Raw genomic sequence first — 23,961 nt, 5'->3', positions numbered from 1 at the left:
ATCATATTATCGCGTGGTTTAAAGATCAAACCGCGCCGGGATAGTTCGGGCTTTCGCGGGTGATCGTCACGTCATGGGCGTGGCTTTCGCGCAGGCCCGCACCAGAAATGCGAACGAAGGTGGCGCGCTCCTGGAATTCCGGGATGGTGCCACCACCGACGTAACCCATGGCAGCCTTGAGACCGCCAGCCAGTTGGTGGAGAACGCCGGATACCGGGCCCTTGTAAGGCACCTGACCTTCGATGCCTTCAGGAACCAGCTTCAGCGTGTCGCGCACCTCCGCCTGGAAGTAACGGTCTGCCGAGCCGCGTGCCATGGCACCGACGGAACCCATGCCGCGATAGGCCTTGAAGGAGCGGCCCTGATAGAGGAACACTTCGCCCGGGCTTTCATCCGTGCCAGCCAGCAGCGAGCCGATCATGACGGCGGATGCACCGGCAGCGATGGCCTTTGCGAAGTCGCCGGAGAACTTAATGCCACCGTCTGCAATAACAGGAATATCGGCGTCGCGGGCAGCCTCAACAGCCGACATGATGGCTGCGAGTTGCGGAACGCCAACGCCAGCCACGATACGTGTGGTGCAGATCGAACCTGGGCCGATACCGACCTTCACGGCGTCCGCACCGGCATCGATCAATGCCTTGGTGCCATCAGCCGTCGCGACGTTGCCAGCGATGATGCGAACCGAGTTCGACATCTTCTTCACCTGCGTCACGGCATCGAGAACGCGCTGCGAGTGACCATGGGCGGTATCCACCACCAGAAGATCGACACCGGCCGCAATCAGACGCTCTGCGCGTTCGATGGCATCTGCACCGACGCTGATGGCAGCAGCGGCACGAAGACGGCCTTGCGCATCTTTCGTGGCGTTGGGGTTGAGCTGCGACTTTTCGATGTCCTTGACGGTGATAAGGCCGACGCAATTGCCAGCGGCATCGACAACCACCAGCTTTTCGATGCGGTGCTTGTGCAGCAGACGGCGGGCTTCCTGCTGATCGACGCTGCTTTCCTTGACCGTCACGAGGTTTTCGCGGGTCATCAGTTCATAGATTTTCTGGGCAGGATCAGACGCGAAGCGCACGTCGCGGTTGGTGAGAATGCCCACCAGTCGTCCAGACTTATGACCGCCGGAGCCGCCATTTTCGACGACCGGGATACCGGAAATGCTGTAGGTCTTCATCAGCGCCTGCGCTTCGGCAAGCGTCGCATCCGGGCCGATCGTGACAGGGTTGACGACCATGCCGCTTTCGAATTTCTTGACCTGACGGACCTCTTCGGCCTGTTCGACCGGGGAAAGGTTGCGGTGGATGACGCCGATGCCACCGGCCTGCGCCATGGCAATGGCGAGACGACCTTCGGTCACGGTATCCATGGCAGACGACAGGATCGGCAGGTTGAGTTCGATATCGCGGGCAATGCGTGTTGCGATATTGGTCTGGCCCGGCATGACTTCGGAGTGCCCAGGCTGAAGCAGCACATCATCGAATGTCAGAGCGTCGAGACCGGTGGGAGTTTGTATAATACGTGCCATGGCCAAATTCCTGTATTGAAAATGCAAGCCGTCCCGGAAGGAAAAGTCCACCGGCGGCCCTGCAAAGGATTGCTTGGAAGTTGGCGAGGGCTGGTAACACGTTCATGACAGGAAGGGAATAGAAAAAACCCGGAAACACGTTCCGGGTCTTGTTGTTGCAGCTATGCAGCAGTGTCAAATGTCGAACTGGTACGACTTCGGCACGAAACGATAACCCTCACTCTGCTTCTCGGCATAACCAACTGCAGGGAACGGCATGTGATAACCGAGGAACGCGACGCGGTCGGTGGCGATCATGTCGAACACCTTCTTGCGGCTGGCAGCGGCTGCGGCCTTGTCCATGTCGAACTTCACTTCCCAGTCCGGGCGCTGAAGCGACAGCACGAAGTGGTTGGCAGTATCGGCCGTCAGAACCAGCTGCTTTCCTTCCGATTCGACGTGGAATGTCATATGGCCGGGGGAATGGCCGAATGCAGCAGCGCTGGTAATGCCTGATACGACGGTTGCGCCGTCTCCGATGAAGGTCGCTTTTTCGGCAAGCGGCTTCACATTGGCCAGCACGCCTTTCTGTCCGCCTTCCGCCGGTGTGCCGACGCGCTTGGCATCCGTCCAGAAATCATACTCAACCTGGCCCATGACGTAACGTGCCTTGGAAAATGCCGGCGTGCCCTTTTCCATCAAGCCGCCGATGTGGTCGCCGTGCATATGCGTGAGCACGACCACGGTTACGTCCTCTGGCTTGTAGCCAGCAGCGGCAAGGCCTTCGAGCAGACGACCGTTACCGGCTTCGCGCCCGCTTTCGCCAAAGCCCGTATCAAACAGGACGAGATCGGACCCGGTGTTGATCAACACGGGCGAGAAGCTGTTGACGAACTGGTCCTTCGGCAGGAAATTCTTGTCCAGCAATTCACCGACTGTCTCGGCGCTCTGGTTCAGGCCAAAGGTTTCATTCGGCTTGCCGGATGGTCGTGCGCCGTCCTTGACGACCAGAACCTCGAATTTTCCAAGTTTGAAGCGGTTTGTTTCTGGTGGCATGGCGTGATCGACCTTCATGGATGTTTGTGGCTGGGTTGACTGTGCAAACGCGGTGCTGCGCAGCACGAAGGGCGCGGCAATGGCCCCCATCCCCGCAGCAGCAAACAAACTGCGCCTATTCATCTTTAAAAAACTGCTCATGAAATCCTCCAGCATTATGTCTCTACACCCCAACGCACTATCATCGGTAAAGTGCCGAGAATGTGTAGAAAAAACCAATTTCACACAGACGTGATGGAAAGCGTAATGTTGCAGAATGTTTAGTTGGCAAACCGCGCGCAGGGGCGTAGGTAGGATTTAACGACTTTCTCAGGATGCGGCCTGCCGCAATCACCCCATGAACCGCATCATTCCGTTGATACTCGCCGTCGCCCTTTTTATGGAGCAGATGGATTCGACCGTCATCGCGACATCCCTGCCCGCGATTGCCGCCGACCTGAATGTCGGGCCGATCACGCTGAAGCTCGCACTGACCTCCTACATGGTGGCCTTGGCAATCTTCATTCCCATCAGCGGCTGGATGGCGGATAAGTTCGGCGCAAAGAAAATCTTCCGTATTGCTATCGCCATTTTCGTCATCGGCTCTATCTGCTGTGCTGTATCTTCGTCAGTGGTGGAATTCGTCGTCTCGCGCTTTCTGCAAGGCATGGGTGGAGCGATGATGACACCGGTCGGGAGACTTGTTCTGCTGCGCACGACGAAGCGCACCGAGCTCGTCTCTGCCATGGCACTCTTGACGATACCCGGTCTCGTCGGGCCACTGACCGGCCCGCCCATCGGTGGCTTCATCACCACCTATTTCTCATGGCACTGGATCTTCCTCATCAACGTGCCGATCGGCGTTATCGGCATATGGCTGGCAACGATCTTTCTGCCGGAGATCGAAACCACCAATCCGCCGCCGATGGATACTAAGGGTTTCATCCTGTCGGGCATCGCCGCATCCGGCGTCGTCTTTGGCGTTTCGGTGGTCAGCCTGCCCGCTCTGCCACCCATTGTCGGCATCGCAGCGACCATCATCGGCTTCATCTGCGGCTTCTGGTACTGGCACCATGCAAAACGACACCCGGCACCGATCCTCGACTTCAAAATTTTCCGCAATGCGACCTTCAGGGCAGCATCGATAAGCGGCACGATCTTCCGTGTGTCAACGGGTGCCATTCCATTCCTCATGCCGCTGATGCTGCAAATCGGCTTTGGGTTGAACCCGTTCCAATCCGGCATGATCACCTTTGCCGGCGCGATCGGCGCTATCACCACAAAGTTCATGGCGCGGCGGGTTTTTGCGGCAACCGGCTTTAGAAGCATATTGATCGGCGCTGGCATCGTCGGTGCCTGCACCACGGCGGCTAATGCGTTCTTCACGCCCGATACGCCTTATCCGCTGATTATGATCTTCTTGGTGACGGCAGGCTTTGCCCGCTCGTTCTTCTTCACCGGTACCAATGCGCTCGGCTATTCTGACATTGAAGACTCGCAAGCCAGCCAGGCGACGTCGATGGCATCAGTGCTACAGCAGATCAGCCTGGCGCTGGGTGTGGCATTTGCCGCCACCATCCTCGAAGTCAGCAGCTACGTGTCCGGGGCGCATTTGCAGCTGTCCGATTTCCACACGGCCTTTACGGTGGTGGCCGTGATTTCGCTTATCGCCATCCTGCCGCTGATTGCCATGGACCGCAGCGCAGGAGCAGCGGTTTCTGGCCACCGTGGCAAGGCATCACAACCAGCAGAATAGAACCGTTGCGCAGTCTTCCGCACAAAAGCTCTATTCCACGTCACTCACTCTATTCGTTGTCTTGAGCAACCGGTTCAACAGGCTTGCGGCCTTTGAAGTGCTTGGCCAGCAGGAACATTTCCACCGACTCTGAGCGCGAAGACGCTGGCTTAATGTGGATGACCTGCTTGAAGTTCTGTTTCAGCATATCCAGCAATGTTTTTTCCGTGCCGCCCTGGAAGGTCTTGGCCAGGAAGTGACCGCCTTCGGCCAGCACCTGCACGGCAAAATCCGCCGCCACTTCGCACAGATGCATGGTTCTGATGTGGTCGGTCTTCTGATGGCCGGTGGTCGGTGCCGCCATATCCGACAAAACCAGATCCGGCGTACCACCGACAGATTCAATCAGAAGGTCAGGTGCGCTCGGATCAAGGAAGTCGAGGTGCAGAATCTTGACGCCGGGAATCGGGTCGAGCTCGAGGAAGTCGATGGCGGCGACGCGGATATCATCTTCGGTCGAGTCTGTGACCTTGGCGGCAATCTGCGACCAGCTTCCGGGTGCGGCACCAAGGTCGATGATGCGGCGTGCATCCTTCAGAATCTGATGCTTATCGTTGATTTCCAGCAGCTTGAACGCCGCGCGGGCACGGTAGCCCTCCAGCTTTGCGCGCTGCACATAGGGGTCGTTGATGTGACGCTCGATCCAGCGGCGAGAAGACGGCTTCAACTTCGCCTTCTTCACCTTCTGGCCGATCTTGCGTCCGGTACGATTGGTACTAATGGGCGCCTTGGTCATATCAAACTTTCCATTCCGGTTTGCCTTGCATCTGTGCCCGGCGAATTCGTGTGCGACGCCATGCGCCATCATCTGCCATCATATCCGTCAAAAGCCCCTCGCGAAGCCCCCTGTCGGCAACCCGCATGCGCCGTGAAGGCCAACGCTTGCGAATGGCCTCGAGAATGGCGCAACCAGCCAGCACCAGATCGGCACGATCCGGCCCGATGCAGGCGTTCGCTGCACGGCCTGCAAAATCCCAGGCCAGCAATTTGTCCTGCATGGCCGTCACTTCGTCATCCGACAACCACAGACCGTCGACCTTGCGACGATCATACCGTGGCAGATCGAGATGCACGCCTGCAAGCGTGGTGACGGTTCCCGAGGTTCCGATCAGGTGGAAGTCCTCGTGCGCGACCTCACCGAGAGGTGGGCAATGGAACCCGTCCAGCAGTCCCTCGACCTCGCCGACCATAGCCGCAAAGACTTCGGGTGTTACGTCTCGTCCACCGTGCCGTTCGGACAGCGTCACGACACCAACCGGCAGCGACGTCCAATGCGTGATATGGTTGGCAAGCCGGTTGGACCGATTTTCGCCGACATGAATGACGGCGATCTCGGAAGAGCCGCCGCCAATATCAAACAGCACGACGGAACGCGCTTCGCGACCGACAAGCGATGCGCAGCCGGACACCGCCAGACGGGCTTCGGTCTCGCGGCTGATGATTTCCAGTTGAAGGCCCGTTTCGCGGGTAACGCGCTCCAGAAACTCCTCGCCGTTGACTGCCGCGCGGCAGGCTTCGGTTGCAATCAACCGCATGCGGCGAATGGAGCGTCCGGACAGTTTCGATGCGCAGACACGCAAGGCCTCGACCGCACGGTCCATGGCATCATCGGACAGGCGACCGGTGGATACCAGGCCTTCCCCCAGCCGCACGATACGCGAAAAAGCATCCACGACGCGGAATTGTCCGGGTCGTGTCGGCTGTGCGATCAGAAGGCGGCAATTGTTGGTGCCGAGATCGAGCGCGGCATACATGTCCGCGCTGCCATCAAACCCGGCGTCCCGATGAGAGCCCTGCGGACGGGAATGAACATGGCCGCGCTGATCTTCCGACAAAGCCGTATGAGCGGGCGAGGCAACGCCGTTTTGCCGTGCGGCCGGCTTGGGCGCATGCGTTGGCACCAACGGCCTGCCTTGCGGGCCGCGGTGATTACGCTTCCCGCCACGAGAACTACGCTTACCTTGAGATGGAGGGGTCTGCGATCCCTGCTCGACCTTTGCAGTGACAGCAGGTGTCGTCTGCCCCCCGCCCTGCCCGCGCGAACGCCTGCGGCGCTTGCGCTTTCGCGGCTCCGCATCTGGCTCGACATGGCCATTGGATAAGGAATCCGGTGGGGAATCGGCATTGCGTAGCTGTGACGGAGCAGCAACGTTTCGGGGCTTCCCGTTACGCCTGCTTTTGCCACGACGGGAACGCTTCGCGTCCCCTTTTTCCACCGCCGACGCCCCTGATTCCGACGGCGTTGTGCCGTTGCCGGGGTCTGTCACTGTTTTATCCATTCCGCCGCGCGAAAGCTGAAAGCAATGCTGCTGGCGTCCATAAGTTACGTTGCGCCCAGCATATCAGCGCCCATCATTTTAGCCAACCAGTTTTTGCAGGGCAAAAATGCGGGAGATATGAGCTGCCAACGATATCAATCGCAACAGGGGGTACGGCGGCGATAAGACTATCGATAAAGTGGAGAAATGGTACGGTTGGCTGGAATCGAACCAGCGACCTCAGGATCCACAAACCTGCGCTCTAACCAACTGAGCTACAACCGCACATCAAACGCCGCGTCGGCGTCACGGGGGCTCACATACGGGGAGTTTTTCCGTTTTGCAAGTCCTTCGGCAATTTTTGCGAAAAAAGCTTTGGAAAGCAAGAGGGTTTTCACGGTCGGCCAGCGGCTGGCAAAAAGTCTTTGGATTGAGGTGACTACCGAGACATTGTCGATTGCAAAAAGTGGCTGACCAACCCACATTTCAGGTGATGTGCACATCTTGTCCAGGCGTTTGGTAAATTAACTGTAATTGGCAATTCCCGCCGCAGATGATGGACCAATCCGCCCTGTGAAGTTATTTAAGATTCTGTTAACATCGAGCCGATGCAGGCTGTATGGTACCTCATGATGAGGTCTTGCGGTTGTTTGAGGTCAGGTCGTGCCCAGAATAGGTCCCCACATGCCCGCCGTTCAATATCCGTTTATAGACATTGCAGTACATGAGCGTGTTCGAGACCATTTCGGTCGCGGCGAAGCCATGGCGCTGTTCTCGATGGACCTTCAAAGCGCACTCTGGGCAAATGGCCGCGGTGCGGCTTTGTTCGGCACGCCGATGATCTATGATTTTCTGGAGCGCGGGCCGAAACAGCAGGATGTGACCTTCCGCCAGCTTTCTGCAACCGTCGCTCGGATGAAAACGACCGGCGACAGCGCGCAGTTTTCGATCCGCATTCACTCAGGCTTCAAAAGCGTTTCGGTTGTCGCAACAGCCGAAATCATCGAAGCCGAGCCGGGCCAGCCGGCCATTCTGTTTACCGCACCCATCGACCAGACAACCCCATCGCTGCAAGAGCGCGCACGCCGGATGATCGAGGGTTTCGACGATCCCGACATTCACATGGCGGTGCTGGATGCCGACAGCAAGATTTTGGTGGCGTCCCAGGGTTTCGCCGGTCTCGGCATCACTCCGGTCACGACACGCACACTGATTTCGATGGCATCCGGCCAGCCGGGCAAGCTAGTAAAACGACCTGTGCCTGCTGGCAAAGGCTATCTTCCCGCCGCAGCCGGACAACTATCACAAGATCCGGAACTGAACCTGCTTTTTGTCGTCGAAACCGTCATCGGCACGCTCGACCCATCCGCCGAGTTTACCCAGGCGAAGGCGGAACCTCAGCCAGAGGTTAGCCCGCCCGTTGCGGTCGCGAAAGACGATCATGTGGAAACGGCGCGTCACGAGTTCGCCCCCGTACTGGAGGCGATTGCCGATATAGAAGAGATTCCAGAACCGCCGGACGCGAGCGAAGATACCGACATCGTTGCTGAAACCGCCACCACGGCGGACGTTCAGCCTGAAGAGGACAATGAGCCGGTTTCAGCGGACAATCAGGACGAGATCGTCCTTGACGAACCACAGCCGCAGCAGGCCGAGATAGAACCCGAACTTCCATTGACCGAACAGCATTCAGCCATTGAGGTTGAGCAGGTTGAGCAGGTTGAGCAGGTTGAGCAGGCAATCATACCTGCCGGAGAAGACAAGCCCTTTGTTTTCGATCCGCATCGACGTGCCTCCCGTTTCGTTTGGAAGATCGATGCTGCTGGCCGCTTCAGCTCCATTTCGCATGAATTTGCCGAAGCGGTAGGGCCAAAGGCTGCCAATGTCGAAGGCATGAGCTTTACCGACCTTGCTGCCCTGTTCAGCCTAGACCCGGATGGCAAGATTACCGAACTTTTGAACAAGCGCGATACGTGGTCCGGCAAGACCATTCACTGGCCGGTGGAAGGTACGTCACTTACCGTTCCGATCGATCTTGCAGCCTTGCCGACATACACGCGTGCCCGTGAATTCGATGGTTTCCGTGGCTTCGGCATCGTGCGCATTGCCGATGCGGTGGAAGATCCAAACGCTGTTGGCCTTTCGCTGACCGGCGAAACGCAACCTTCTGCACCGTCACAATCCGAGACGGCAGAAGAAACACATGTCGATGAAGACACGCTGTTTTCGCTACCGGATCCAGACGAAGAGACAGACATCTCGTCATCCTCCATCCCGGACGCTGTGAACGAAAATGTCGCTGACGGTGATCGTCCAGAAGACGATACCCGCACCTATGTCCCACCCGAGAGCGAAGTGCCCGCTCTCAAAATCACGGAGACGCCAAGCAGGCGTCACTCCGATAAGGTTGTCCAGCTCGAAGAGCGTCGCAGCAAAAACAGGGACCAGCTGAGCGCGACCGAGCAAGCCGCTTTCGATGAGATTGCGCGCACCTTAAAGCCCGTTATCACGGATGAGGAGCATGTGGCGGATACGCTTGAGGCGGCTGATATCGCCCCGCCGCTGGATGATGTGCCCACCGAAGAAAATGTATCACCGTCTGAGGAAGCTGTTTCACTGGAAACTGCACCCGCTGTTTCGATAACGCAGGATGACGATGACTTCGCCGATTATACGCGCGGCGATGCGGCGGTCAGCTTCGTGGCTCCGCAAAATCCGGTTCGTATCGCTGATGCGGAGAGCTCCGTCGAAGCAGGTCCCGATGCACCTCTTCGTCCACACGCTGCCTTGAACGCAGAAACCGTGGACCAGATGCCGATTGCACTTCTGATCCACAATGGAGATCGGCTGATCCATGCCAACCCGGAATTCCTGCGGTTGACGGGTTATGCAACGGTGGACGAACTGGTCGAAGTGGGCGGTCTCGACGCACTGCTACAACGTGACGAGCTCGACGCGGTTTCGGAGCGGTCCGGCGGCATGGTTGCCGTCAGCGCCGACAACGACCTCATTCCCGTCAAAGCAAGGCTGCAATCGGTTCGTTGGGACGAGACCAGCGTACTGATGCTGTCCATCATCCCGACCGAGGAAAAAAGCACGAGCCATCTGGCCGCCAATGAAAATATGCATGTCGACCCGGTCGAGACCGAAACGGACAGGGAACTAACCGGCCTGAAAGGTCAGGTCGAGGAGCTGCACTCCATTCTTGAAACGGCAACGGATGGTGTCGTTCTGCTGGGCGAAGACGGGACCATTCGCTCATTGAACCGATCCGCCAGCGCGCTTTTCAACTATGACAATGACGAAATATCGTCAAAACCCTTTGTCACGCTGTTTGCCCATGAAAGCCAACGGGCGGTGCTGGATTATCTCTCCGGGCTTGCCAATAACGGCGTCGCCAGTGTTCTGAACGATGGCCGCGAAGTGATCGGCCGTGAAGCATCCGGCGGTTTCCTGCCGCTGTTCATGACCATTGGCAAGCTGAAGTCCTCGAATGGATATTGCGCCGTCATCCGCGACATCACGCAATGGAAGCGCACCGAAGAGGATTTGCGCAACGCCAAGCGCGCCGCCGAAACCGCAAATGCGCACAAGACGGATTTCCTGGCACGCGTCAGCCATGAAATTCGCACACCGCTCAATGCCATCATCGGCTTTGGCGACATCATGGCCACGGAACGTTTCGGACCGATCGGGCACTCGCGTTACATCGAATATTCCAACGACATCGTGCGCTCCGGTCGCCACGTTCTGGATATCGTCAATGATCTTCTGGATATCTCGAAGATCGAAGCAGGGCAGATGGACGTGGACTTCAAGGCGGTTGCCTTGAACGATACGATCGCGGAAGCCGTTTCCATCGTGCAGCCGCAGGCGAATAATCAGCGCGTCATCGTCCGTACGGCGTTGTCGCAATCCGTGCCGCAGATCGTTGCCGATCTGCGTTCGATCAAGCAGATTATGCTCAATATTCTCTCGAACGCCATCAAGTTCACCCCATCCGGTGGGCAGATCGTGGTGTCCACGGCCTATGAGGCCAACGGCAGTGTCGTGCTGCGCATTCGTGATACCGGCATCGGCATGAACCGTTCGGAGCTAGAACAGGCCATGAAGCCTTTCCGGCAGGTCTCCTCCTCCAGCAACCGGGTGCGTGGTGACGGTACCGGCTTGGGCCTGCCTTTGACCAAGGCGATGGTCGATGCCAACCGCGCCAATTTCTCCATCACGTCGGCTCCCAACGAAGGAACGCTGGTAGAAATCAGCTTTCCCTCGCAGCGCGTGCTTGCGAACTAAGCACTTCCGGGATTAGCAATATCTGAGAGCGTCAACCGCTCTCGGATATTTTACGTCTACGCATCGGGCCCACCGATGTCGGAAGGATAAGAGCATTGTCGCTGTCCCCACATTCGTCTGCCGGTTGGGTGATCCCAAGACTTAGACCTTCGGGACTGTCGCTTTGGACCGTCGTGCTCGCATTAGCAGTCGCCATGCCACTGATTGCCATCTTCTGCATCGCAGCCACGGGCGGAACGGATGGCTGGCGGCATCTGCTGGTCAACGTGCTGCCACGCGCAGGCGCGCAAACATTGATGCTCCTCGTCATGACCGGGTTGGTGACCGCATGTTTCGGCATTTTGACGGCATGGCTCGTCAGCACGTTTCAGTTTCCCCTGCGCCGCATCCTGTCTTTTGCGCTGGTGTTACCCCTCGCCATTCCATCTTACTTGGCGGCCTATGCCTTCGGCGAGTTTCTGGATTTCACCGGGCCGGTGCAAACGGCTGTTCGTACCCTGTTTGGCTACCACACGGTTCGGGATTACTGGTTTCCCGATATCCGCTCGCTTGGTGGTGCCGTGCTGGTCTTGAGTTCGGTTCTTTATCCCTATGTCTACTTGTCCGTCAGAGCGGCGTTTGGTCTTCAGGGCCGTTTTGCCGCGGAAGCGGCAAGGACGCTGGGCGCTGGCCCGGTGCGGATATTCCTGTCCGTGCAATTACCCATGGCAAGACCCGCAATCATCATCGGGCTCGCTTTGGTCATGATGGAAACATTGAACGATATTGGTGCGGTCGAATATCTCGGCGTTCGCACTCTGACTTTCGCCATCTACGAAACCTGGCTTAATCGCGGGAATCTTGCCGGAGCGACACAGATTGCATCGGTGCTGGTCATCATCGTGGCGGCTCTCATCTTCATCGAGCGCAAGGCGCGCAGCCGTCAACGTTTTGCCGCCGCCAAATCCACGGCCATGAGCCAGCGCTTCGGGCTGAAGCCGCTACCCGCTGGTCGCGGACTGGCAGCAACGGTTTTCTGCTTGCTCCCCGTCCTGTCCGGCTTCGCCATTCCGGTTCTCGTGCTCGGGGGCTACGCCGTCAAACGCCTTGGCGCGCTGGCAGATCCCAAGCTCGTCAAGGCACTCGCGCATAGTCTGGAAGTGTCCCTTTCGGCAGCACTGATAACGCTCGTCTGCGGCTTCATCTTCGCCTATGTCCAGCGCGTCAACGCGTCATCGACTGCGCGCTGCGCAAGCCGCATCGGCTCACTTGGTTACGGCATCCCCGGCACGGTGCTGGCCATCGGCGTATTGCTACCGCTGGCTGCTTTGGACAATGCACTGGATGGGTTTTTGCGGCGTCATCTCAACTACTCGACGGGGCTCCTGCTGTCTGGAACGGCATTCGCCATCATCTACGCCCACAGCGTACGGTTCATGACACTTGCAGAAGGCACCATCGACGCAGGCTTCCAGAAGCTTTCGCCGCATCTGGACATGGCGGCGCGAACGCTTGGGCGCAACCGCTTTCAGACGCTGATCACCGTGCTGTTGCCAAACATTCGCCCGGCAGCGATTACCGCGGCCTTGCTGGTCTTCATTGAATCGCTAAAAGAACTTCCCGCAACCATCATGCTGCGCCCGTTCAATTTCAACACGCTGGCAACGCTTGTCTACGAGGACGCGTCCCGTTCCAAAGTACAGGATGCCTCGATCCCTGCTTTGATCATCATCATGGCAGGGCTTATTCCGGTGCTGCTCGTGTCGCGGTCCCTGGACCATAGGGCAGACGACGGGCGGTAGCGGAACGTCAGCCTGAAGAAAGCTCTGGTCAATACTCTCGGGCGGGAAAGTAAATGTCGTTCAAACCAAAAAGCGCTTCCTTTCCATTGTGAAAACGAAAGCGGCTTGGAGGATGTGAATGGGTGTTGTGAAGTCTGAAGCGGAACCCGTTATCGATCGTAACGACGTTCATCCTTACAGCGCCCTGCCCGACCGCGCCATCTGGCGCAAGGCTGTAGCCGAAACACATGCCTTGCAACTCGACAGCCTCTATCGCAAGAAATTCGAGATTTCCGCAGACATGGCAATCTCGACAGCGGGTAGCTGCTTTGCGCAGCACATTGCCAAATCGCTGCAAAAGAACGGGTTCGCATTCAAGGATTTCGAACCTGCCCCATCGCTTTTCCCGGAAGCGCGGGCTCAAGAATACAATTATGGTGTATACTCCGCCCGCTATTGCAACATCTACAGCGCACGGCAGCTATTGCAGACATTCGACCGGGCATTCGGGACGTTTACGCCCTATGAACCGGCTTGGGGAAAACGCGGTGGTGTCGTTGATCCGTTCCGCCCGCTTCTCGAACCCGAACCATTTGGCAGCGTGGCTGAAATGGAACGCTCGCGCCAGTCACATCTGGCCGCTACACGAGCGCTTTTCGAAAATACGGAAGTGTTCGTTTTCACGCTGGGCCTGACAGAGGCATGGATTTCCAAACGAGACGGGGCCGTTTTCCCTCTCTGCCCGGGAACGGTGGGCGGGCAGTTCGATGAGGCCGAATACGCCTTCAAGAATTTCAATTATTTCGAAATCTTTGAAGACCTCGTTGCCTTCATCACCCGAATGCGAGAGCTTAATGGCGACGTGAAATTCGTGTTTACGGTATCACCCGTTCCTTTGACGGCGACGAAAAGCGACCATCACGTCCTTGCCGCCTCGCTCTATTCGAAATCCGTGCTGCGCGCCGTAGCCGGCCATATTGCGGATGAGGCCGACTTCGTCGATTATTTCCCATCCTATGAGATCATTGCAGCACCAAGCATGCGCGGCATCTTCTACGATCCAAATCTTCGAACTGTCACACCCGCAGGCGTGGATTATGTGATGTCCCATTTCTTCAAGGAGCACCGCGGGGGGCACCGCGCTCAACCTGCCACCGAGAGGAAGTCAGTTTCGATTGAAGATCACGAAGCCGTTTGCGAGGAAATGATGCAGGCGCAGGAACTCGGCTATGCTTGAAATCATCGGCGATTCTCACATCATCGCGCTGTCGGAAGCCATCAGGCAGGGCCCTGTTTCCAGCCGCCACGGAGAAATCCGCATTGCCCAGATGGGCCATGGCTACAATTTTCTGGAGCCTTTCTTCGCGGTGGAAAATGATGCGGTGTCTTTCACCCAGCCTCCGGCAAAGACGATATTCGAGACAATCAATCCGAACGGGCCCAGCCTCATTCATCGGGACGATCCCCGGCGCTTCGTCTTTATGTTCGGATTGTATCCGAGCTTCGGTTTCGACCAGAAGCACTGGACGACCCACACTGCGGCAATGTGGTCCCGCGATCGCCACTTCGTCTCGAAACGCGCTTTCGACGTCATTATCGATGAAACATTGAAACAGCCGATGGCGTTCTTTCACACGCTGCATGACATGAACGTCGGGTTTTCCGTTGCATCCTGCTGCCCTGTTCCCGCAAGCTATCAGAGACTCGCAAACAAGCTCAACTTTGCGGATGGCGAGATCGCCTTCATCTATAATCGCTTTCGCGACCGGGCGACGGAAAGGCTCGAAGCCATGGGTATCGCCTGCCATCATCCACCCGCAGAGGCCTATGACGAGCATGGTGCGATGCATGACCTCTTTGCCAAGCAGCCAGGCGACTACCATGCCAACTCCCAATATGGTCGCCTGATGCTGGAAAAGGTCCTGCGCGAGACAGATGCGCTGGCATGAGTTGAACCCTGCCTTCTTAGTTCAAGAAAAAAGGCAGCCTAGGCTGCCTTGAAAGTTTGTGCTTATAACGAGAGTAGGAATAAAACAACATCATGTCTTTGGGCCACCGGCCCGGTCACCCTCTCATTGAGTGCACCCACGTTGAGTTACATTTGTAACGGTGCCATTTAATAAACAGTTAAAACAGCACTAAACCATTTAGGGGCAAAAAATCCTAATCCAGGTCAGGGCGTCGCGGCGGCATGTTCATCACGCATCCGCTGAAGCTCCGTGCGTTTCGAGGCAATCGAAGCGCAGATGACGCCGACCGTTACCAGCGCAATCAGGATCGTGCAGATGGCGTTGATCTCAGGCGTCACGCCAAGGCGCACCTGCGAATAGATCTTGATTGGCAGCGTGGTCGCACCCGGTCCTGTGGTGAAGCTGGCAATCACCAGATCGTCCAGCGACAGGGAGAAAGCCAGCATCCATCCGGCAACGACAGCCGGCATGATGAGCGGCAGCGTGATGCGGAAAAACGTCTTGACCGGCGGGCAGCCGAGATCGAGTGCCGCTTCCTCCAGACTGCGGTCGAAGGTCAGCAGGCGTGACTGCACGACGATGGCGACGTAGCACATGGTGAAAGTGGTATGGGCGATGACAACGGTCCAGAAACTGCGGTCAACACCCACGGCCACGAACAGCAGCAACAGGGACAGGCCGGTGATCACCTCCGGCATGACCAAAGGTGCGTAAATCATTCCCGAAAACAGGATCCGGCCGGGAAAACGGGAGAACCTTGTGAGCGACAAAGCCGCAAGCGTGCCGAGAATGGTGCCGATGGTGGCGCTGAGAACGGCCACGCGCGCGGTGATCCATGCCGCATCCATCAAGCCCTGATTGGACCACATGGAGCTGTACCATTGCAGCGAAAAGCCGCCCCAGACCGTGACGAGCTTGGAAGCATTGAAGGAATAGATCACCAGAATGATGATGGGGATATAGAGAAAGGCAAAACAGAAGGTGAGGATGGTCGTATCGAACTTGCCGCGCTTCATCGCTATGCCACCTTCTTCTGCTGGTTCTGGAAGATGGCAATGGGCACCACCAGCAATAACAGCAACAGCACGGCAACGGCAGATGCTAAGGGCCAGTCGCGATTGCCGAAGAACTCCGTCCAGAGCGTCTTGCCGATCATCAGCGTTTCTGCCCCGCCCAGCAGATCGGGAATGACGAACTCTCCGGTGATCGGAATGAAACAGATCATGGAGCCTGCAATAACGCCCGGCAGCGACAATGGAAATGTAATTTTCCAGAAGGCTTTCCATGGCGGGCAACCGAGATCGTTGGCCGCTTCCAGCAGCGTACCATCCAGCTTTTCCAGCGCAGAATAGAGCGGTAGCACCATGAAGGGCAGATAGGAATAGACGATGCCGATGAAGACGGCAGTATCGGTGCGGAAGATGTTGACCTGTTCGTCCGGCCCCAAAAACCCGATGGTCTGGAACAGCAGGGTCAACAGTCCCTCCGGCTTCAGAATGCCGATCCATGCGTAGACGCGGATGAGAAATGACGTCCAGAACGGCAGGATGACCAGCATGACCAGCGTGGGGCGGATGGTGCCGGGCGCGCGGGCCATGGCAAGCGCCATGGGATAACCGATCAGCAGCAGCAGAAAGGTCGAGATGAAAGCGATGCGCAGCGACGACAGATAGGCTTCGATATAAAGCGGGTCTTCCGTCAGAAACAGATAGTTTTCGAAATCCAGCTGCGAAAAGAAATCACCGATCCTAGCAAAGCCTTCGAAGACCGGAGTATAGGGCGGCATGGCGATAGCGGTATCTGAAAAGGAGATTTTCAGAATGATGAGGAACGGCGCAGCGAAGAACAGCAGCAGCCAGAGATAGGGGAGAATAACCACCAGCCAGCGGGTGGGACTTTGCCGGTTTTCCGGAGACGAAATCGCCATTTAACCCTCCCTCAGCGTGTGAGAACCAGACCGGAATCGGCTTTCCAGCTGAGCCAGACCATATCCCCGAAGGTGATGGGTCGATCAACGAGGCGCGAGACATTGGCCTGCGCAGCACGGATGACCCGACCATCGTCCAGCTTGACGATGAAGACCGAGAAATCTCCGAGATAGCCGATATCCCAGACCTCGCCATGCGCGACATTGGGTGAAGTCTCAGCGGGTGCATCCAGTGAAATGCGGACCTTTTCCGGGCGAACGGCAAAGGCCACCCTGTCCCCGGATGCAGCGGCGCAGTCCTGCTCAACCGTGACCGCCAGACCATCGCAATCCAACTGCACGGCAGGGCCTGTCTTGGAGGTGACCGTCGCGTCGAAAATATTGATGTCGCCTATGAAATCCGCCACGTAGCGGCTGTTGGGTGCTTCGTAAATTTCAGCCGGGGTTGCCACCTGTGCGACAATACCCTTGTCCATCACGGCAATGCGGTCGGATACCGTCATCGCTTCCTCCTGATCATGCGTCACGATGAGGAAGGTGGTGCCGAGCGTTTGCTGGAGGTCCATCAGTTCGAACTGCGTTTCTTCGCGCAGCTTCTTGTCCAGCGCGCCAAGCGGCTCATCCAGCAGCAGCACCTTTGGCCGCTTTGCCAGCGAGCGCGCCAATGCCACACGCTGCCGCTGCCCGCCCGAGAGTTGGCTTGGCTTGCGCTTGGCAAACTCGGTGAGCTTCACCATACGTAACATTTCCTCGACGCGAACCTTGATATCGGCCTTGGGTAAGCCATCCTGCTCCAGCCCGAAGGCGATGTTCTTCTCCACCGACATATGCGGGAAAAGCGCGTAGGACTGGAACATCATGTTGGTTGGCCGCTTATAGGGCGGCACGCCGGAAATATCCTTGCCTTGCAACAGGATGCGACCTTCCGTCGGCTCCTCGAAACCCGCCAGCATGCGCATCAGGGTCGTCTTGCCGCAGCCGGATGGGCCGAGCAGCGAAAAGAATTCGCGCTCATAAATATCTAGCGTCAGATTATCCACGGCGACGAAATCGCCGAAGCGTTTGGTGATGTTTTCAAATCGGATGAAGGGGACTGCGGCGGGATCTTCCCATGGTGAGAATTTGCGTTTTACCGGACCAAGAGATTTCGCCATGAACTATCCCATTTGTTTTATGAAGAGGGCTGAACGAGAAAGGGGCAGGCGTTTCCACCTGCCCCTTATAACAATCCGGTCAGCTGCCGGTTTTTATCTGGGTCCAGACGCGATTGAGAACGCGCTGTTCTTTCGGTCCATAGGGCGAGATGGTGAAGAGCTTCTTCATCGTCTCCGCATCCGGGTAAACGCCGGGGTTCTTGGACACGGCCTCGTCCATCAGCGCCTGTGAGGCCAGGTTGCCGTTGGCATATTGCACGTAATCCGAAGCCTTGGCGGCCACATCTGGCTTCATCATGAAGTTGATGAAGGCGTGAGCAGCATCGACATTCTTGGCATCTTTCGGGATGGCAAAGGAATCCATCCAGATATAGGTGCCTTCCTTGGGAATGACGTAGTTCACTTCAACACCGTTCTTGGCTTCTTCGGCGCGGGTCTTGGCCTGAAGAATATCGCCGGACCAGCCGATGGTGATGCAGCTGTCGCCATTGGCGAGTTCATCGATATAGGCAGAGGAATTGAAGGTTTTGACCGAAGGACGGATCGCCTTATAGACATCTCCGCCCGCTTCCAGATCAGCCGTTTCCTTGCTGTCCGGATTCTTGCCAATGTAATTCATAGCTATGGCGAAGGTTTCATCCGATGCATCGAGAATATTGATGCCGCAAGACTTCAGCTTGGCCGCATTTTCCGGCTTGAAGAGAATATCCCAGCTGTCAACTTTAACATCATCGCCGAGTGCAGCCTTGATCTTGGCCACGTTGTAGCCGATGCCGGTAGTGCCCCACATATAGTTGACGGCATATTCATTGCCCGGATCGTACTGCGACAGGCGCTTGGTGATTTCCGGCCACATGTTCTTGAGGTTCGGCAGCTTGGACTTGTCCAGCTTCTGGTAAACGCCAGCCTTAATCTGACGCGCCAAAAACGGCGATGTCGGCGCGACAACGTCATAACCGGAGTTTCCGGCCAGCAGCTTGGTTTCCAGAACCTCATTGCCGTCATAAACGTCGTAGACGACCTTGATGCCGGTTTCCTTGGTGAATTCTTCCAGAAGAGCGGGATCGATATAGTCCGACCAGTTGTAAACGTGGACGACCTTTTCCTGCGCGAATGCCGTGCCAGCGGCCAGAACGGCGGCAGCAACGGCGAGGCTGAAACGAAGCGAACGATGTTTCATGATATCTCCTGTTTGAACGCGCAGCGGGAGAAGCGCGTGAACCCCTTGTTTTGCCAGAGACTAGAAAGGAAAAGTTGTGTCGGCAAGCGGGAAATGTGCAGCGCGGCAATTTCAAACAATTGTGTTTGAAAGCCACTACTGAAAATCGAAAACGCTAAGGCCCGTCACCATTTCATCCAGCCCCAGCGGACGCGTCAGCGGCGCCTCCGCCCGCGAAAGACAGCCCTGCCGCTCACACAGCCGACAGGACGGGCCGATGGCAATGCTGCCCGCCTTGATGCCGACGACATCGCCATAAACCGTCTCTTTCGCCAACGATGCATCGCAGGCCACCATGACAGCCGTGCGACGAATGCGTTCTCCGAACCCCGCCTGCGGTCCATCCAGAGAGCGGGCGATGGTGAGATACGCCCCGCCGTCCGGCATCTCCACCTGCTCGGCCAGCACCTGCCCCGGATGCGCAAAGGCGGCGTGGACATTGAGCTTTACACAGAGACCACCGAACCGCGCCTGCGGAAAGCCTTGCGCACCGGCCTTGCGGAAGCGGTTCCCGGCGCTGTCGATTTCCATCAGAAAAAATGGAATGCCTGATGCGCCGGGGCGCGCCAGCGTGACGATGCGGTTTGCCGCCTGCTCGAAGGACACGTTGAAGCGCCCGCGCAGGATATCGATATCGTAGCGCGCGCGCTGGGCGGCAGCCAGATATGCGCCATAGGGCATCATCAGCGCGTGGGCGGCGTAACGGGCAAGCTCGAAGCGGGCGATGCGCTTTGCCTCCTCGCCGGAGAGAGCCAGCGCTTGCAGCTCCGTGCCGATCTCGTCCGTCAGGGCCAGAAGACAGGCCTCCATCGCCATCTCCCGCAACTGGTCTTGCGGCGACAGGCGCTCGGAGAGAAACAGCCGCATGGAGTGGCGGTCATAACGGCGGCGCAGGTTGGGCATGGCGTGGACGGGCATGGAGCGCACGACGATGCCGTGGTTTTTCTGAAGCCAGCTTTTCAGCGCCTGCGCCAGATCATCACCCGGAGACAATGCGGCATGAAAACCTTCCGCTGCTACATCCAATTGCGCAAAATGCGCCGGACGCCGCTCGAAGATTTCCCTGACTTCGTCGATAGGTAGCCGCGTGGCCGATAGCGTGGTCTGGTGACCTTCCCGCGCCAGCAGATCGGAGAGATCGCTGAGGCGCTGCGCCTGCTCCTTATAGGCACGATAAAGCTTGGTGATGCCGCTGGCTGCATTGGGTGCAGCTTCCGCCACCTCGACCAGTTCCTGCCCCGATGGCACCTCGCCCGCCAGCAGCGGATCGGCGAAAACTTCGCGCAACTGGCTGGTAAGGCCGCCGCTTTCGCCCTGCAAGTCGTCCAGATCGACCTTATAGACGGAGCTGAGTTTCAACAGCAGTTGCACCGTCAGCGGACGCTGATTGCGCTCGATGAGATTGAGATAGGACGGCGAGATCGACAGCGCCTCGGCCATGGCCGTCTGCGTCAGACCCAACCCGTTGCGCACGCGCCGAACGCGCGGCCCTGCAAAAATCTTGGCCTCCACCAAAACCTCCTCTCTTTACAAAATCCACACAACGCAAGGCGCTTGCGGTTTTTACAATTTTTACAGTTTTACAACTCCATCCTGTCAAAGACGATACAGCATGACCTCTTTCAAGTCACTGATTTTCCTTTTTATCTGGCGCGAAAATTCTCGAAACTGTAAATTCAGTCACATCGGATCGCACATCTCAATGGAGTAAGGATGTGCGGATTATTTGACAAGGGAGAGAGATGACTGATTTTTACAAACTGGTTCCAAACGCGCCAAAGGGTCGTTTCGACGGTATCGAGCGCACCTATACGGCAACGGATGTGGAAAAACTGCGCGGCTCCGTAACCATCCAGCACTCGCTGGCGGAAATGGGTGCGAACCGGTTATGGAAGCTGATCAATGAAGAGAGCTACATCAATGCGCTTGGCGCGCTCTCCGGCAATCAGGCCATGCAGATGGTTCGTGCCGGCCTGAAGGCGATCTATCTCTCCGGCTGGCAGGTTGCGGCGGATGCGAACACGGCATCCGCCATGTATCCCGACCAGTCGCTTTACCCGGCCAATGCAGCACCTGAACTGGCAAAGCGCATCAACAAGAACTTGCAGCGCGCCGACCAGATCGAGACCGCCGAAGGCAAGGGTCTGTCCGTCGACACATGGTTTGCGCCCATCGTTGCCGATGCCGAGGCGGGTTTCGGCGGGCCGCTCAATGCGTTCGAAATCATGAAGGCTTTTATCGAGGCTGGGGCTGCGGGTGTTCATTATGAAGACCAGTTGGCGTCTGAAAAGAAATGCGGCCATCTGGGCGGCAAGGTTCTGATCCCGACAGCGGCGCACATCCGCAACTTGACGGCGGCGCGCCTTGCCGCAGACGTCATGGGAACGCCGACGCTGGTCATCGCCCGCACGGATGCCGAAGCCGCCAAGCTTCTGACCTCAGATATCGACGAGCGCGACCGGCCCTTCGTGGATTATGATGCAGGCCGTACGGTCGAGGGCTTTTATCAGGTCAAGAACGGTCTGGAACCCTGCATCGCCCGCGCCAACGCCTATGCGCCTTTTTGCGATCTCATCTGGTGCGAAACCTCCAAACCGGATCTAGAGCAGGCCAAGCGCTTTGCGGAAGGCGTGCACAAGGTGCATCCGGACAAGAAGCTGGCTTACAATTGCTCGCCGTCGTTCAACTGGAAGAAGCATCTCGACGATGCGACGATTGCCAAGTTCCAGCGCGAACTGGGTGCCATGGGCTACAAGTTCCAGTTCATCACCCTTGCCGGTTTCCACCAACTCAACTACGGCATGTTCGAACTGGCACGCGGCTACAAGGACCGGCAGATGGCAGCCTATTCGGAGCTTCAGGAAGCGGAATTTGCGGCTGAAATCAACGGCTACACCGCCACCAAGCACCAGCGCGAAGTCGGCACCGGCTATTTCGATGCGGTCTCCGTCGCGATTTCGGGCGGCACCTCATCCACTACGGCGATGAAGGAATCGACCGAACACGACCAGTTCCGCCCCGCTGCGGAATAAGTAAACCAGCCCATTGAACGGAGGAAAACCAATGGCTTCGATTTCGAGAGTTAAGGAACGCACAGAGGAGCAATCCTCATCCATGAGCCAGGATCAGCAAAGCGCGATCCGCATGCTGGCCAACGATCTGCACCGCCTCAATCAGGCGGTCATGAATGCGGTCGAAGCCGGTGTATCCGTCGAGCTCGTCCGCTCCGCCCGCCACCACGGTGGCGATGGAAATTGGGGTGATCTGCTGATCCCTGTCATCGTTGCACAGGGCAAGGCGGCGGCTTGAACCAATGTCTCAAGCCGGACGGTTGTGCCGTCCGGCTCACTTGATCGCAGACATGCCCTTACGCCATCCTTGGGCTTGTCCCAAGGATCCAATCACGTCGAATTAAATTGAGACGTTGCAGATACTCGGGACAAGCACGAGCATGACGAAGAAGAGCTTTCAAGGAAATCGAGCCCGTTCAGCTATGCCGTCAGCATTTGGTATGCCGATCAATTAAAACAGCAGCACCAGAAACGCAGCAATCGCACCAGCCGAAATCAGGCTCAAACGGAATGCATAAACAGCATTATCATTGGCGGTGCGAGCAATTGCGATGGCGCGGGCGGGTTTTTTGGACATCATCATGAGCGGCTTCCTGAACGAGAAACATAACCGATCGATGCCGGGTTCCGGCGTCCAGCGGGACATCATGTATCAACTTGCGTTGTGCTGGCATTCGATCAGCATGACTCCGCGTCTCTTAATAAGGCATTAAGATGTCGAGGCTTTACACATATTCACCGGCGGCGTGGCCGGATGCCCATGCCCACTGGAAATTATAGCCGCCCAGCCAGCCCGTGACATCCACGCATTCACCAATGAAATAAAGGCCCGACACGGTTTTCGCCTGCATGGATTTGGAGTCGAGATGGGTGGTATCGACACCGCCGAGCGTGACTTCAGCCGTGCGGTACCCTTCCGATCCGGAAGGTTTTATGGACCAATCCTGCACGGCAGCGGTCAGCGCAGACAACGTCTTGTCAGACATGTCGCCGAGAGTGCCGGTACCCCCTGCCCGCTCCACCACATGCTGCGCCAGTCGCTTCGGCAGGATTTCGCCCAGCACGGTCTGGGCAGACTGGCGACCGTTGGTCTTTTTTGCCGCTTTCAGATGGCCGACAATGTCCAGATCAGGCTCCATCTTGAGGCGAACCTCGTCCCCCTCGCGCCAATAGGACGAGATTTGCAGGATGGATGGGCCGCTCAAGCCTCTGTGGGTGAACAGCAACGCCTCGTTGAACGATGTCTTGCCGTGGGAAATTTCGGCGGGAACGGCGATGCCGGAGAGGGCCGAGAGCTTTTCCAGCTGCGTTGGCTCGAGTGTCAGCGGCACAAGGCCGGGACGTGTTTCGATAATGCCAAGGCCGAACTGTTCGGCGATACGATAGGCAAAGCCCGTCGCACCCATTTTGGGAATGGATTTTCCACCGGTCGCCAGAACCAGACTATCGGTCTCAATGATGCTAGATGAGGTCGCAACGCGGAAGCCACCGGTTGGAATTACTTCCACCGAGGAAATCTCCGTTTGCAGCCTCAGCTTCACACCCACCGCCTGCATTTCTGCCAGCAGCATACGGATGATATCCTTGGCGCTGTCATCACAAAAGAGTTGGCCGAGCGTCTTTTCGTGCCAGGGGATGCGATGCTTCTCTACAAGGGCGATGAAATCGCGCGGCGTGTAGCGGGCCAAAGCAGACTTGGCAAAATGCGGATTGCTGGAGAGATAGTTTTTCGGGGCCGCATGGACATTGGTGAAATTGCAGCGCCCACCGCCGGAAATGCGGATTTTCTCGCCCGGTGCCTTGGCGTGATCGAGGATAATGACGGAACGGCCGCGCTGACCGGCACGGATGGCACACATCATGCCAGCAGCCCCTGCGCCTAATATCAGCACGTTACATTTTTCCGTCATGGAGTTTCCCTAGTTTCAGTGTACTTCCTCTTTTAGAAGTCAGGTCCGTTGTCAATGGC

18 protein-coding genes and 1 tRNA gene are annotated in these 23,961 nt (G+C 57.3%); 7 read left to right on the top strand and 12 right to left on the bottom strand.

Annotated features, from left to right (window positions below; all coding sequences use genetic code 11):
* Positions 1-25: 25 nt before the first annotated feature.
* Together guaB and CPJ18_RS11495 are read right to left on the bottom strand one after the other, a co-directional pair.
* Positions 26-1,531 carry an IMP dehydrogenase gene (guaB, locus tag CPJ18_RS11500; RefSeq protein ID WP_077118806.1) on the bottom strand — a complete coding sequence of 502 codons (1,506 nt, stop codon included), beginning with the start codon at positions 1,529-1,531 and terminating at the stop codon, positions 26-28.
* A gap of 174 nt (positions 1,532-1,705) precedes the next feature.
* On the bottom strand, positions 1,706-2,689 hold the full coding sequence (locus tag CPJ18_RS11495; protein WP_103659076.1) for an MBL fold metallo-hydrolase: 984 nt from the start codon (positions 2,687-2,689) through the stop codon (positions 1,706-1,708).
* Between the two features lie 214 nt (positions 2,690-2,903).
* Between CPJ18_RS11495 and CPJ18_RS11490 the strand changes: the two genes are divergently transcribed.
* On the top strand, positions 2,904-4,301 hold the full coding sequence (locus CPJ18_RS11490; protein ID WP_103584983.1) for a DHA2 family efflux MFS transporter permease subunit: 1,398 nt from the start codon (positions 2,904-2,906) through the stop codon (positions 4,299-4,301).
* Positions 4,302-4,350: 49 nt separating this feature from the next.
* Here CPJ18_RS11490 and CPJ18_RS11485 read toward each other — a convergent pair whose 3' ends face one another.
* The 3 genes from CPJ18_RS11485 to CPJ18_RS11475 form a co-directional block, all read right to left on the bottom strand.
* The gene (locus CPJ18_RS11485) at positions 4,351-5,076 is read right to left on the bottom strand and encodes an RlmE family RNA methyltransferase (RefSeq protein ID WP_103658399.1); all 726 of its coding nucleotides are present in this window, start codon (positions 5,074-5,076) and stop codon (positions 4,351-4,353) included.
* A 1-nt stretch (position 5,077) separates the two neighbouring features.
* Positions 5,078-6,607, bottom strand: coding sequence for a Ppx/GppA phosphatase family protein (locus tag CPJ18_RS11480; protein ID WP_245445395.1), 1,530 nt, complete (start codon positions 6,605-6,607; stop codon positions 5,078-5,080).
* Positions 6,608-6,806: 199 nt separating this feature from the next.
* Positions 6,807-6,883: transfer RNA gene (locus CPJ18_RS11475), tRNA-His, on the bottom strand.
* 399 nt (positions 6,884-7,282) lie between these two features.
* On the opposite strand from CPJ18_RS11475, the gene CPJ18_RS11465 reads away from it, so the two are divergent.
* The 4 genes from CPJ18_RS11465 to CPJ18_RS11450 all read left to right on the top strand — a co-directional run bounded on the left by CPJ18_RS11465 (position 7,283) and on the right by CPJ18_RS11450 (position 14,600).
* Complete coding sequence (locus CPJ18_RS11465) at positions 7,283-10,891, top strand: ATP-binding protein (protein ID WP_103658395.1); 3,609 nt, start codon at positions 7,283-7,285, stop codon at positions 10,889-10,891.
* A gap of 194 nt (positions 10,892-11,085) precedes the next feature.
* Positions 11,086-12,672: an ABC transporter permease gene (locus CPJ18_RS11460; protein ID WP_103658393.1), complete on the top strand. Its 1,587-nt coding sequence runs from the start codon at positions 11,086-11,088 to the stop codon at positions 12,670-12,672.
* 118 nt (positions 12,673-12,790) lie between these two features.
* Complete coding sequence (locus CPJ18_RS11455; RefSeq protein WP_103658391.1) at positions 12,791-13,888, top strand: GSCFA domain-containing protein; 1,098 nt, start codon at positions 12,791-12,793, stop codon at positions 13,886-13,888.
* Complete coding sequence (locus CPJ18_RS11450) at positions 13,881-14,600, top strand: hypothetical protein (RefSeq protein ID WP_103658389.1); 720 nt, start codon at positions 13,881-13,883, stop codon at positions 14,598-14,600. The genes CPJ18_RS11455 and CPJ18_RS11450 overlap by 8 nt, the downstream gene beginning before the upstream one ends.
* 224 nt (positions 14,601-14,824) lie before the next feature.
* Here the strand turns inward: CPJ18_RS11450 and CPJ18_RS11445 are convergent, their stop codons facing one another.
* The 5 genes from CPJ18_RS11445 to CPJ18_RS11425 form a co-directional block, all read right to left on the bottom strand.
* Positions 14,825-15,637, bottom strand: coding sequence for an ABC transporter permease (locus CPJ18_RS11445; protein WP_103584987.1), 813 nt, complete (start codon positions 15,635-15,637; stop codon positions 14,825-14,827).
* 2 nt (positions 15,638-15,639) lie between these two features.
* Positions 15,640-16,548, bottom strand: a complete 909-nt coding sequence (locus CPJ18_RS11440) for an ABC transporter permease subunit (RefSeq protein WP_077118798.1) — start codon at positions 16,546-16,548, stop codon at positions 15,640-15,642.
* An 11-nt stretch (positions 16,549-16,559) separates the two neighbouring features.
* On the bottom strand, positions 16,560-17,702 hold the full coding sequence (locus CPJ18_RS11435; RefSeq protein ID WP_103658387.1) for an ABC transporter ATP-binding protein: 1,143 nt from the start codon (positions 17,700-17,702) through the stop codon (positions 16,560-16,562).
* 79 nt (positions 17,703-17,781) lie between these two features.
* A complete protein-coding gene (locus tag CPJ18_RS11430; RefSeq protein ID WP_103658385.1) occupies positions 17,782-18,882 on the bottom strand; it encodes a polyamine ABC transporter substrate-binding protein in 1,101 nt (366 codons plus the stop codon).
* A gap of 135 nt (positions 18,883-19,017) precedes the next feature.
* A complete protein-coding gene (locus CPJ18_RS11425; protein ID WP_103658383.1) occupies positions 19,018-20,436 on the bottom strand; it encodes a helix-turn-helix domain-containing protein in 1,419 nt (472 codons plus the stop codon).
* 227 nt (positions 20,437-20,663) lie between these two features.
* Here CPJ18_RS11425 and aceA point away from each other — a divergent pair, with 227 nt between their 5' ends.
* Positions 20,664-21,953: an isocitrate lyase gene (aceA, locus tag CPJ18_RS11420; protein WP_103658381.1), complete on the top strand. Its 1,290-nt coding sequence runs from the start codon at positions 20,664-20,666 to the stop codon at positions 21,951-21,953.
* 31 nt (positions 21,954-21,984) lie between these two features.
* Positions 21,985-22,230 (top strand): SMc00767 family acetate metabolism repressor, encoded by a 246-nt coding sequence (locus CPJ18_RS11415; protein ID WP_045229770.1) that lies wholly within the window; start codon positions 21,985-21,987, stop codon positions 22,228-22,230.
* Between the two features lie 213 nt (positions 22,231-22,443).
* On the opposite strand, the gene CPJ18_RS27455 is transcribed toward CPJ18_RS11415, so the two are convergent.
* Both CPJ18_RS27455 and CPJ18_RS11405 read right to left on the bottom strand, forming a co-directional pair.
* A complete protein-coding gene (locus CPJ18_RS27455) occupies positions 22,444-22,575 on the bottom strand; it encodes a hypothetical protein (RefSeq protein WP_281063040.1) in 132 nt (43 codons plus the stop codon).
* Between the two features lie 142 nt (positions 22,576-22,717).
* Positions 22,718-23,902 carry a BaiN/RdsA family NAD(P)/FAD-dependent oxidoreductase gene (locus CPJ18_RS11405; RefSeq protein WP_103658377.1) on the bottom strand — a complete coding sequence of 395 codons (1,185 nt, stop codon included), beginning with the start codon at positions 23,900-23,902 and terminating at the stop codon, positions 22,718-22,720.
* Positions 23,903-23,961 lie beyond the last annotated feature (59 nt).

The organism is Agrobacterium rosae (assembly GCF_002915175.1).
Lineage (GTDB): Bacteria > Pseudomonadota > Alphaproteobacteria > Rhizobiales > Rhizobiaceae > Agrobacterium > Agrobacterium rosae.
Note: the sequence above shows the minus strand (reverse complement) of the source record. Positions and strands in the feature narration are given on the sequence as shown.